The sequence below is a fragment of the Balneola vulgaris DSM 17893 genome (genome assembly GCF_000375465.1).
Classification (GTDB): domain Bacteria; phylum Bacteroidota; class Rhodothermia; order Balneolales; family Balneolaceae; genus Balneola; species Balneola vulgaris.
The window spans coordinates 953,055-965,459 of record NZ_AQXH01000001.1; the positions used below are offsets into that span (position 1 = coordinate 953,055).

At 40.3% G+C, this 12,405-nt stretch carries 11 protein-coding genes; 3 read left to right on the forward strand and 8 right to left on the reverse strand.

Annotated elements, in window-relative coordinates; genetic code table 11:
- Positions 1–40 precede the first annotated feature (40 nt).
- The 3 genes from B155_RS0104175 to B155_RS0104185 form a co-directional block, all read right to left on the reverse strand.
- Positions 41–757 (reverse strand): SDR family oxidoreductase, encoded by a 717-nt coding sequence (locus tag B155_RS0104175; RefSeq protein WP_018126989.1) that lies wholly within the window; start codon positions 755–757, stop codon positions 41–43.
- Between the two features lie 131 nt (positions 758–888).
- Positions 889–3,126, reverse strand: coding sequence for a phosphoribosylformylglycinamidine synthase subunit PurL (purL, locus tag B155_RS0104180; protein ID WP_018126990.1), 2,238 nt, complete (start codon positions 3,124–3,126; stop codon positions 889–891).
- A gap of 112 nt (positions 3,127–3,238) precedes the next feature.
- Positions 3,239–3,946, reverse strand: a complete 708-nt coding sequence (locus tag B155_RS0104185; protein ID WP_018126991.1) for an HAD family hydrolase — start codon at positions 3,944–3,946, stop codon at positions 3,239–3,241.
- A 92-nt stretch (positions 3,947–4,038) separates the two neighbouring features.
- Here B155_RS0104185 and B155_RS0104190 point away from each other — a divergent pair, with 92 nt between their 5' ends.
- The 3 genes from B155_RS0104190 to B155_RS0104200 are packed head-to-tail and all read left to right on the forward strand — an operon-like array spanning position 4,039 to position 5,925.
- Entirely contained in the window at positions 4,039–4,629 is a 591-nt protein-coding gene (locus tag B155_RS0104190) for a LemA family protein (protein ID WP_018126992.1), read from the forward strand.
- A 58-nt stretch (positions 4,630–4,687) separates the two neighbouring features.
- On the forward strand, positions 4,688–5,128 hold the full coding sequence (locus tag B155_RS0104195) for a TPM domain-containing protein (protein WP_018126993.1): 441 nt from the start codon (positions 4,688–4,690) through the stop codon (positions 5,126–5,128).
- Between the two features lie 17 nt (positions 5,129–5,145).
- Positions 5,146–5,925: a TPM domain-containing protein gene (locus tag B155_RS0104200; protein WP_071594801.1), complete on the forward strand. Its 780-nt coding sequence runs from the start codon at positions 5,146–5,148 to the stop codon at positions 5,923–5,925.
- A 62-nt stretch (positions 5,926–5,987) separates the two neighbouring features.
- Here B155_RS0104200 and B155_RS0104205 read toward each other — a convergent pair whose 3' ends face one another.
- From B155_RS0104205 to B155_RS0104225, 5 genes are all read right to left on the reverse strand, one after another.
- The gene (locus B155_RS0104205) at positions 5,988–7,208 is read right to left on the reverse strand and encodes a trans-sulfuration enzyme family protein (RefSeq protein WP_018126995.1); all 1,221 of its coding nucleotides are present in this window, start codon (positions 7,206–7,208) and stop codon (positions 5,988–5,990) included.
- Positions 7,205–7,675: an Lrp/AsnC family transcriptional regulator gene (locus tag B155_RS0104210; RefSeq protein WP_018126996.1), complete on the reverse strand. Its 471-nt coding sequence runs from the start codon at positions 7,673–7,675 to the stop codon at positions 7,205–7,207. Before B155_RS0104210 ends, B155_RS0104205 begins: the two co-directional genes overlap by 4 nt.
- 174 nt (positions 7,676–7,849) lie before the next feature.
- Positions 7,850–9,145, reverse strand: coding sequence for a M20/M25/M40 family metallo-hydrolase (locus B155_RS0104215; protein WP_018126997.1), 1,296 nt, complete (start codon positions 9,143–9,145; stop codon positions 7,850–7,852).
- A gap of 124 nt (positions 9,146–9,269) precedes the next feature.
- Positions 9,270–11,756: an acyl-CoA dehydrogenase gene (locus B155_RS0104220; RefSeq protein ID WP_018126998.1), complete on the reverse strand. Its 2,487-nt coding sequence runs from the start codon at positions 11,754–11,756 to the stop codon at positions 9,270–9,272.
- A 14-nt stretch (positions 11,757–11,770) separates the two neighbouring features.
- Entirely contained in the window at positions 11,771–12,373 is a 603-nt protein-coding gene (locus B155_RS0104225; RefSeq protein WP_018126999.1) for a TetR/AcrR family transcriptional regulator, read from the reverse strand.
- Positions 12,374–12,405: the final 32 nt, after the last annotated feature.

A 12,405-nucleotide genomic window follows, 5' to 3' on the forward strand; every position in this document is an offset into this window, starting at 1 on the left:
CCCTTCTCATTTTGAGGAGGGGCTTTTTTATTTCCTAGAGTTAAACTAATTGGTGGCTTTGAGGTTGCATCACCATCTCATTCAACACCGATCCTGAAGGTTGATTTACTGCATATAGAACAGCTTTAGCTACTTCATTTGGGTTTAACATCATTTCTTTTTTAACACGCATATTCACTCGTTCATCATCCCAGAATGCTGTATCTACACCCCCTAAATACAACAGTGTAAATTTTGTATTTGAACGCTTATTCTCTTCAATTAATGCTTTGGTAAAACCTTGAATAGCAAATTTTGAAGCGGCGTATACACTAGAATTCTTCATAACATATTTACCCATAGTACCGGGAAACATCACCACTGCCGATTGCTCTTCATTCATATGCCTCATTACAGTTTGAGTAACTAGGAACGTACCAAACACATTTACATCAATTACCTCTTTTGCATCCGAGGCTTTGATCTCTAAGAATGGTTGTATTAAGCCCTGACCAAATGCATTTACCAACACATCAATTTTACCGAGGTTATCTTCTATTTCTTGAGCCATCTTTCGTACAGACTCTTCATCGGTAGCGTTAACGTGTATAGCATAAGCGTCTCCACCACTATCGTTTATCTGTTTAGCAATTTCTTCCGCTTTAGTTTTATTTCGAGCTGCTAAAACTACTTTCGCACCTTCTTTTCCAAAGGCCATCGCCGTTTCTGAGCCTATGCCACCCGAGCCACCCACTATGAGCACAATCTTATTCTTCATGTTTCTCTCTGTCTTAATGAATATTCAAAGATTGAAATGTCATTGAGTGCACTATTCGTTCCTGAATACCCTCTAGAAACAAAAAAGGCCCACCGAAGTGAGCCTTAATATCAATTTATATAAGATGATGTTTACGCTTCCATAGCTTTAGGAATGACATTTTCATGTATTTCAGTCATTTCTTCTACATCAAGCTCAGCCATACCTTCAATTACTAACTTGGTGCCATTTACTTCACCCAAAGCAATTACGGGTACACCAGCATTTTTGAAATGAGCTAAACAGGTATCAACATCTTTCTGATCTACAGTTATAATAACACCTGATTGTGCTTCACTGAAAAGCACTTCGTGTTGTGAACCAGATAAGCCGTTCACTGTTATGTTTGCACCTAATTTACCAAAGATAGCCATCTCAGCTAATGCTATAGAAAGGCCACCATCAGATAAGTCATGCGCCGCTGTTATAAACCCTGCTTTAATGGCATCAAGTAAACTGTTTTGAAGCTTTACTTCGAAGTTGATATCTAACTCCGGTGCATCACCAGTAGTTAAACCATGAACTACTTTTAGATACTCAGTTCCCCCTAATCCTTTACGATCTGCACCAATATATAGTACAGCATCGCCTTCTTTTTTGAAGTCTGGAGTAGTAGTATGGTTCTCTACATCTTCAATTAACCCAAGCATACCAATAATTGGCGATGGGAAAATAGCGCTATTTGGATTCTCGTTGTAGAAACTCACATTACCACCAGTAACAGGCGTATTAAGAGCTTTACAAGCGTCGCCCATTCCATTTAAAGCTTCTTTAAACGTGTAGTATACTTCCGGCTTATATGGGTTTCCAAAGTTTAGGCAATTTGTAATTGCTAAAGGTCTACCACCTGAACAAACTACATTTCTAGCGGATTCTACTACGGCGATCTGCCCACCCCTTCTTGGGTTTAAGTACACATATCGCCCGTTACAATCTGTTTTAGCTACAAGCCCACGATTAGTGCCCTTCACTCGTATTACGCCTGAATCTGATACACCTGGAGGAGTTACAGTGTTAGTTCTTACGGTAGTGTCATACTGTTCGTGAACCCACTTTTTGGATGCAATATTCGGTGAGTTCAATAATTTCTTAATAGTACCTGCATGGTCTATTGGATGATCAACTGAGTTCACGTCAAATGATTGAACTTCATCTAAATAAGCAGGTCTTTTTGTCTCACGGATATATTGCGGAGCGCCTCCACCTAATACTAGGTGCTCAGCTGGGATATCCGCTTTCACTTCACCGTCTTTCATGTAAGTTACACGATCGGTATCAACCACCTCACCGATAACTACACCATGTAGATCCCACTTCTCATATACATCGATTACTTCTTGCTCTCGTCCCTTTTCAGCAACAATAAGCATACGTTCTTGGCTTTCTGAAAGTAAAAGCTCATAGGCCGTCATACCCGCTTCACGTGCAGGAACTTTATCAAGATCTACGAGCATACCCTGTTCACCTTTAGCAGTCATCTCTGAAGTAGAACAAGCAATACCCGCTGCACCCATATCCTGCATACCTACTACGGCACCAGTTTTCAACACTTCTAAAGATGCCTCAAGTAATAACTTCTCTGTGAAAGGATCACCTACTTGAACACTAGGTCTTTTTGCTTCACTTTCTTCACTAATTTCTTCGGAAGCAAAAGTAGCACCATGAATACCATCTCTACCTGTACTGGCGCCTACAATAATTACCGGATTACCAATGCCTTTAGATATAGCTGAAACCGTTTTACCAGCCTCAACCAAACCGATACTCATCGCATTTACCAGAGGATTGCCTTCATAACTTTCGTCGAAGCAAACTTCTCCTCCAATAACTGGAATACCGAATGAGTTTCCGTAGTCACCAATTCCTCTAACTACACCATCTAACAAATAACGAACACGTGGGTTTTCTAGGCTACCAAATCTGAGTGAGTTTAAACTCGCTACTGGGCGTGCACCCATGGTAAAAATATCGCGATGAATACCACCTACCCCAGTTGCCGCTCCTTGATAAGGCTCAATGGCGGATGGGTGATTGTGACTTTCAATCTTAAAAGCGCATCCAAGACCATCACCAATATCTACTAAACCAGCATTTTCTTCTCCAGCTCCAACTAGTAAATGCTCACCTTCTCGAGGTAGTTTTTTCAACTCAACAATTGAGTTTTTGTAAGAGCAATGCTCACTCCACATCACAGAATACACTCCTAATTCTGTAAATGTTGGCACCCGACCTAAGCGGGTTTTGATCATTTCAAACTCTTCTTCGTTTAAACCGTGCTCAAGGGCTAGTGCTAGGTTTACTTCAGGTTCTTGGACTTTATCTGCAGCCATGAATATTGATGCGTTATTATTTAGAAGTTGAAAGCTATTAAGGTACGAGGATTTTCAGATAAATGATGGTTCCGTTTTCCACCATTATTCCACAATTCGGGCAATTCCTTTATTAGGAATCAAAGAGTGTTTTTTCTAGTTCTCGGAAGTCGCTAAAAACAAGATCAGCAAGCTCTTCACCCTCTTTGATTGGGTTCTGAGTAAACCAAGCTACTTTCCAACTAGCATTTTTACCACCTCGCACATCTGAACTAAGTGAATCACCCACATATAGAATCTCCTCGCGTTCAACATTTACTAATTCAGTAGCATGATCAAATATTTTAGGATGTGGCTTCATCACCCCTATCTCTTCAGAAACAATTAAAGCGTTGGATATTTCTTTAAAGCCAAATTGATCGATTTTTAGCCATTGTGTTTCAGCAAAACCATTTGTGATAATGCCTACTGGATACGAGGATGCAATTTTATCAAAAATCTCTTTTGTACCTTCAATCCATTCCCAGTGATTTCGATAATATTGCATATATACTTTTCCTGCTTCCTCATGCATTGCACCATCTAATCCCAGCGCTACAAAAGTTTCCTCGAATCTGCGCCTATGTAAAATATGACGGTCGATTTCACCTCTACCATATTCCATCCATAAACCGCTATTAATTTCATGATATTTTGCTATCAATTCTGACAAGCTTACACCTTTAAAGAAATCCTCAAAGTGGTCATGAACGTCCTTTAATCCTGCTTTTTCAGCTTTTTTATGATCAAGGAGAGTGTCATCTAAATCGAAGTAAATGAATTTTGGTCGTAAGTGTGACAATGGAACAGTTTTTGATTAATGTTGAAAGAAATTGAACCCATTTTAATCTTGGCTCGTAAGGGGCCACAAAGTAATCAACTAAATACAAAATCATGAAAGCAAAATTTCTTGTAGGGATCGGTGTCGTAGTATTGTTAATCATCTATGGTATCAGTGTAAATAACGGACTAGTGGATAAAGAGGAACAAGTAGAAAGTGCATGGGCACAGGTTGAAAATCAGTATCAACGAAGAGCTGATTTAATTCCTAATCTTGTTAACACTGTTAAAGGTGCAGCAGACTTTGAGCAGGAAACATTGACTTCAGTTATTGAAGCACGAAGTAAAGCAACTTCTGTGAACATCAGTGCGGATGATTTAAACGACCCAGCCAAGTTGGCTCAGTTTCAGCAGGCACAAACTCAGTTAAGTGGTGCACTCTCTCGACTACTAGTATCTGTGGAGCGTTATCCTGAATTGAAAGCAAATTCAAACTTCAGAGATCTTCAAACTCAACTTGAGGGAACTGAAAACCGCATTGCTACTGAAAGAAAACGCTTCAATGACACAGCTCAAGGCTATAACACTGCGATCAGAAAATTCCCAGCAAGTATTTTCGCAAGCATTGGCGGCTTTGAACGAAAAGCATATTTCGAAGCTGAACAAGGCGCAGACACTGTTCCTACTGTCGACTTTAATAATTAAAACATTGGGTCTTATTTAACTAAGACCCTTTTTTTAGCATAGATAAAGACTATTTAACATGGCAAAATTTCTAACTAAAGAACAAGAGCAAACTGTTATACAAGCCATTAAAGATGCAGAAATGGCAACATCGGGAGAGATTCGAGTTCACATAGAAGCCAAATGTAAAGCGGATGATGCCCTGACCAGAGCCAAAGAAGTTTTTGCAGAACTAAAAATGCATGAAACAGAATTGCGAAATGGCACCATCATTTATGTTGCAACCAAGGATCACAAAATTGCAATTTGGGGTGATGAAGGAATTCACAGCAAAGTTGGACAAGATTTTTGGGATCAAGAATTGGAACTAATAACTCGATATTTCATGGCTGATGATTATGAAACCGGCTTAAAAGAAGCTGTTTTAAAAATCGGCGAGAAATTAAAAGAGCATTTCCCATATCAAACCGATGATGTGAATGAGCTACCTGATGATATTAGTTACGGGGAGGGACATTAATGCCGTTATTTAAAAAAATGAGATCATTTTTAACCCTCTTCATTTTATTTCTTCCCCCTGCATTAATCGCGCAAGATTTTATTCCTAACAGTCCTAGAGGCATGGTGAATGATTATGCCGATATGTTGACAAGTAGTGAAGAGAACGACCTTGAGCGTATGCTGCGCAGTTATCGCGACACTACCACAAATGCTGTTGTGATTTCTACTATAGAATCTTTGGAAGGCTACTTAATTGAAGAAGTAGCTACCGAAATGTTCAACAAGTGGCGTATGTGGGAAGGCGATCGCTATAACGGTGTTTTAATTTTAGTTGCTAGAGATGAGAAAAAGCTCAGAATAGAAGTCGGTTATGGCCTAGAAGGTGCTATCCCCGATGTAATGGCTGGGCGAATTGTTGATGACATCATCACCCCTAGTTTTAGGAGTGGGGATGTACACGGTGGTTTAAAACGTGCAGCCGGAGCAATCATTCAATTGGCAGCTGGAGAATTCGAAGGCTTTCCAGAAAACTCATCTTCAGATGGTGGCTTTCCCATTGATGTGATCATTTTCATCATCATCGTGATTTTTGTTTTAATCTCTCGAGGTAGAGGTGGCAATCATGGCGGAGGTAAACGTACCCTTAGTGCAGGTGAAGTCCTTTTCTGGGGCAGCATGCTAGGTGGTGGTCCACGTCGTGGCAGTGGCTCTTCGTTCGGAGGAGGTAGCGGATTTGGTGGTGGAGGCGGCTTCGGTGGCTTTAGCGGCGGCGGAGGCTTTGGCTCTGGTGGTGGAGGCGCTAGCGGAGGCTGGTAAGTCTTACCACATTAAATCATTTAAAGGGATGAGTGTTATTTAAAATACTCATCCCTTTTTTATTATAAAGCTTGGTCTAGATCTGCAATAATGTCTTCAGCACTTTCAATACCAACAGCTAATCGAACAAGGCCATCGGTGATGCCTGCTTCACATCTAAGTTGCTCGTCTACTACCGAATGAGTCATAGAGGCTGGATGCTGAATCAGAGTATCTACGGTTCCCAAACTAACAGCAAGCGTACATAACTTCACTGAATTCATCATCTTTTCACCTGCACTGTACCCTCCTTTTAATTCAAAAGATATAATGCCACTATAGCCGTTTTCCATAATACTGGCTGCTAAAGAGTGCTGAGGATGAGAAGCCAGCCCAGGATACCATACTTTTTCCACAACTGTATGAGCTTCTAAAAACTCAGCTACCCGCATCGCATTACTCGAATGCTTCTCCATTCTTAATGCTAATGTCTTTAGGCCATTCATAGTAATCCAAGCATCCATAGGACCTGAAATTCCACCTAGGTTTTTTCTAAATACAAAGGTTTGGTGTTCTTCAAGAAATGATTGTTTAGCCACCATCACTCCGCCAATAATAGTACCGTGGCCACCCATGTATTTTGTAGTTGAATGAACTACTACATCGGCACCAAACTTAAGCGGCTTTAAGTGATATGGAGTAGCAAAAGTGTTATCTACCATTACTTTAGCGCCATACTGCTTTGCTAGGTCTGAGATACCTTGAATATCACTCACTTTCATGGTTGGATTCGCGATACTCTCCAAATAAATGAGAGCCGTGTTAGGGTTTTTCTTCAGCTCCATCTCAACCAAAAATAAATCACTGGTATCAATGAATGAACAACTCATCCCTAGCATATCAGACTCTTCTTTCAAGAACTGACTTGTACATCCATATAAAGCGTCTTGAGCTATAATGTGCTTACCATTTGCAATACTTATAATCCCAGTTGTGATGGCTGCCATACCGCTACCAAAGGCCATTCCAACGTATTCATCCGCATCTTTCAGTCCATAGGTCTCAAGCTCACAAGCTGCTCGTTCTAGATGCTCAACCGTTGGGTTTCCAAGTCTTGAATAGATATGAGAAGCCCCTCCTTCTTCATGTGCAAATGCCTTTGCTCCTTCCTCTACGTTGTTAAATACATAGGTAGATGTTTGGTATATGGGCGTGATATGAGATCCATATTGATCTTTATTCTTTTCACCGGCATGAACTGCACAGGATTCGAAAGTGAGTTCTTTATTTTTTAAATCTATCATAGTACGGGGATATTAGTTTCTTCCTTAATGGTATTGAGAACTATACTTGTATGGAGGCGTTGCAAATCGGGCAATGTGGTCAACTTTGTTCGCATAAATTGTTCATAGTCTTTAGTGTCTTTAACCACCACATGGAGTAGAAAATCGCCTTCTCCAGTAGTATTGTAACACGCTAGAATCTCTGGTATCGCCTTCACTGCATTCGTGAATTCTTCTAACAAACTTAATTGATGCATATTTAAAGTCACCGTAACAAATACCGACAATCCCTTTTCAACCGCTTCCTTATTTAGCTTTGCGGTATACCCTTCGATAATCCCTTCACGCTCTAACCTTCTAACTCGCTCTAATGTTGGCGTTGTGGTTAATCCTATCCTTGAAGCCAACTCACTATTAGTAATGCGCCCTTCTTCTTGTAAGGTTTTAAGTATCAAACGGTCTATATGATCAATATTCGCTTTTTCCATACCTATAGTATATTTATTTAATATAATTTTATACTCATCGCTATTCAAAGAATATAATACTATATAAAAATAGTTATGTAGTTTATTATTCTTTTATGAGTTGAGCAGTTTTCATAAAAAAAGCTCGACATATTGCCGAGCTTCGATTTTTATAATTAAGAGATGACTATGCCTTTAGTTCGCAACTCCAGTCTGCGATAACAACAATAGTAAAGCACGTTGTATAGCTAAGTGTCCATCTTTATTTAACCACCATTCGTGAAGGGAGTGTCCATGTGCTCCTACTCCACCTCTACCAATTGTAACTGAAGGGATGCCTAATGATATAGGTATATTTGAATCGGTTGAACTACGACCTAGACTAGGTTCTCCACCTAAAAAGACCGTGGTTGCCATAGCATTCTGAACTAAAGGATCATTATCGGCTATTTCACCAGAAGGTCGATTCCCGATCATGTCGATATCAACGGTTAGTGGAGCGCCGCTTCTTCGGAAAGCATTCTCTTCATCTACGCCTTTCTGTATAGCTCGTTTAAGGATGGCATCAATTTTATTTAAGCTTTCAGGGCTAACCGACCTCATATCTACTTCCATCCAAGCCTCGAATGGAACCGAGTTTACTGAAGTACCTCCCCCAATTCTTCCAATATTAAAGCTAGTTCTAGGACCATCGCTAGTAAACTTATCCGCTTCAATACTAAAGTGGTTTACAGCTCTTGATAAGGCATGAGCTGGATTCACATACCCAAAGCTTCCCCATGAATGTCCGCCCGGACCTTTAAAGGTAACTCGGTACCTATACGATCCTAGCCCTTTATTAATAACTCGATTTAAGCCTCCACCGTCAACGGCAATCCATTGATCGATTTTTGGTCCACCTTCGCGAAAGATATGCTTAACACCGCGCAGATCACCTAATCCTTCTTCGCCTACTGTTCCTATAAAGAGTACATCGTCTTCGGTTTCGATATTAGATGCTTCAAGTGCACGTAGAACCGTAAGTACTACTACCAGACCTCTTGTATCATCTCCAATTCCCGGAGCATACAATGTATCACCTCTCATCTTTACCGTTACGTCTGTTTCTTCAGGAAACACGGTATCAATATGAGCATCAAGTGCCACGGTTTTATTGCCTTTTGTGCCCTTTCGAAGAGCTAATACATTCCCAACTTCATCTATCCAAACTGAATCAGCGCCTGCTTCTTTCAGCATTTCTGCATACTTCGCTGCTCGCTTTTCTTCTTTAAAAGGTGGAGCTGGTATTTCAGTGAGTAAGATTAAATCCTGAGTTGTTTTATCATCTATTTTATAGATGTAATCGAGTGCAGACTTTACATTATCCTTTTTTGATAACTCCGTAATGCCTTTCACATATTTCTTGTCTACCGCGTTATTTTGCGATAAGACGCCTTCCGTAGTTCCTAATAGATAAACTGCTGTTAGCAGTATGATTGATTTTATTCTCATATATATACATTTAAGTTGAGGCTATTATAAGAGAAACAACTTAGTATTGAAATGATTTCGCCATAAAAAAAGCCCCTCCGGTTTCAACCGATAGGGGCGAGTTGTCACACGAAAATAAGATCTTTTAATGGTTCACATCTACATTAGGAGTGCCATCACCTACTGTTGATTTAGCATTATTACCCATGTACTCATCTAGAGTAAATGAATCTACTTGGATGGCATCGTTTCTAGCTTCTTCTGCTTCTCTTACCATCTCTGCTTCTTCAGGAGCAATAATGTTTTTTTCCACTGCAAGGTCTAATAAGCTAAGAACATGTTCTTTGGGTAATTCTCTTTGCTTAATCGCCCCGTATAATTTCTTATACACAGGCCCTGCTATTGTAATTAAGTTTAGGGTATGCTCGTATCTACCTACGGCGTCCATAGGATCGTCTGGCAAGTATATTCCATCTGTAATATGATCACGTGCAGCACCAGGGGTTTGCATTGCTTTAGCAACTCTATGACCTAATTCATCCGATGGATAAGTTCCAATTGGATTTAATCGAGACCATACACCGATGAGTCTGAATGCCCAACTTAGTCCAGGCACTTTAATCTCTCTGAGTATACCTTCAAAAGCTGTTTGAATTCTATAGAACATATATTCCATTGACCACTCGAAGAACTCTAAGTCCTCTTTTCTACGCCCTTCAGCCTCAAATCTTCGAAGGGTTGCAGCAGATAAGTACATGAAACTTAGTATGTCTGCATATCTACCAGCTATCTTTTCTTTCATCTTCAAGCCACCACCATAGGAACCCATAGCGATATCTGCAAAGAATGCGAATGAAGCGGACGTCCATGCTAACTTTCTAAAATATTTTGCAGAAGGTCCACTTACCGGAGAGCCTGCTAACCTACCACGGGTGATACTTAGCAGAAATGCTCTAGCCTTGTTTCGACCAACATGACCGATATGACTCCAGAAGTTTTCATCAAAAGCTTTCGCATCTTTATTCATCAATGCGTTTATCTCATTGTAAGCATATGGGTGGCACCGAATGGCACCTTGCCCAAATATCATGAGAGTTCTAGTTAAAATATTCGCTCCTTCTACCGTTATGGCAATAGGTAATGCGAAGTAACTATGTGCAAAGATATTTCGAGGCCCTCTTGAGATACCTGCACCACCCACAACATCCATTGCATCGTTGACGATTTCTCTAGCAAGCTCTGTAAAATTGTATTTGGCTATAGCTGTAACCACTGCTGGCTTAGCACCTTTATCTAGGCCACCTGTTGTATACTTTCGGGCAGCTTCCATGAGGTAAGTATAACCACCAATTCTAGCCATTGGCTCTTCTATCCCTTCAAACTTTCCGATGGTAAGGCCGAACTGCTTTCTGATAGATGCATATGCCCCTACTGCTCTTGTAGCTAATTTGGCTCCACCTGCACTTTGTGATGGAAGCGAAATACCTCTACCTACTGCTAATGATTCCATCAACATTCTCCAACCATTTCCAGCTCCTTCTTTACCACCTATGATGGCATCGATAGGTACTACCACGTCTTCTCCATAAGTTGGACAGTTATAGAATGGAACACCAAGAGGGTCGTGTCGTTGGCCAAGAGTTACACCATCAGTATCAGATGGAATTAAGGCACACGTAATGCCAAGGTCTTCGCCTTTACCTAATAAGTTATCCGGATCACGCAGTTTAAAAGCTAAGCCAAGTACTGTTGAAATGGCCGCTAATGTGATGTATCGTTTATTCCAATTTAAGCGAAGGTATAGTTGATCATCCTCTCCTTTAAATACTTCACCATGCGATGTCATCCCACCTGCATCCGAGCCTGCATTTGGCTCAGTGAGTGCAAAACACGGCATCTCAACCCCGGCTGCTAGCCTTGGTAAGTAATAATCTTTTTGTTCTTGTGTACCATAGTGCATCAACAACTCAGCTGGACCAAGTGAATTAGGAACCATTACGGTAATAGCCAATGGCCCACATCTAGAAGTAAGTTTTGCAACTATTGCACTATGCGCTGTGGCTGAAAACTCATACCCACCATATTTTTTGGGGATAATTAAACCGAAAAAACCATTCTCACGCATAAAGGTCCATGCTTCTTCGGTAAAGTCTTTCTCAACAAAAACGTCCCAGTCGTTTACTAGAGAACACAGTTTTTCTACCGGCCCATCTAAAAACTCTTGCTCATCTTTGGTTAGCTCAGGGTAAGGTTCAGATAGGATTCTTTTGAAATCAGGTTTACCTGAAAACAGCTCCCCTTCCACCCAAACAGTTCCAGCTTCAATAGCTGTTTGTTCCGTTTCAGATATCTTAGGAAGAAAATTCAGTGCATCTAATAACTTCATTATTGGAGCACTAATTACTGAACGCCTAATGGGTTTAACGTTAAATACCAATACGAGTACCGTATAGGTGATGAATAACCACATGGATGCATCAAGGCCTACCAGACCAGCATAACCAGCTATTGCCCATAAATACAATGGAGCACCTTTATAGGCAAAGGTCATTGCTAGAATAACTGTAACACCTAAACTTGCCCAAAGGGGCACTTCACTAAAAAATCCAAACCATTCATTTAAAGCTTCCATGATTTTACCTCTCTTTATGAAATTTTTGTTCTCACTAGATATCCATCAATGATATGACGTATAGATCTACTGAGGTATTCATCTTTGTTGATACGGCTATCCAATCTCTGATTTTGAATTACAGAAATGATACCGTGCAATTGCCCCCAAATTGAGTAGGCAGCAATAACAGGATGTTCTTCATTCATCACACCTGTTTCTACACCTTTTTGAATTACACGAACAAGCAGTTCATAGCATCGGCGTGCTTTTCTAAATTTCTCTTTAGGGTATCTCGACATTGCTTCTGATCGAACCATGTATATGATTTGATACTTTTCTGGATAGGAAAAGGCAAAGTCTGTATAGCCTTTAATTATAGCTTCGAGTTGATCGGGTACTGTGTTTTTACCCTCTACAGCATTTTCAATAGATACACTAAGCTCTTCTACCGATTCTTCAATTAGTGTATGTAGTAGGTGGTCTTTATTCTCGAAGTAGAGATAGATACTCGTGGCTGTAACTCCAACTTTCTTAGCAATACTTCGCATAGATAGCGATGCATGCCCTTTTTCAAGCAGAAGTTGGCGACTTGTATCTAAGATTTGATCTCGTAAGGGATTTTCTTGTTCAGGCATAATTAAATAGGTTAACACCGTTAACTAAACGA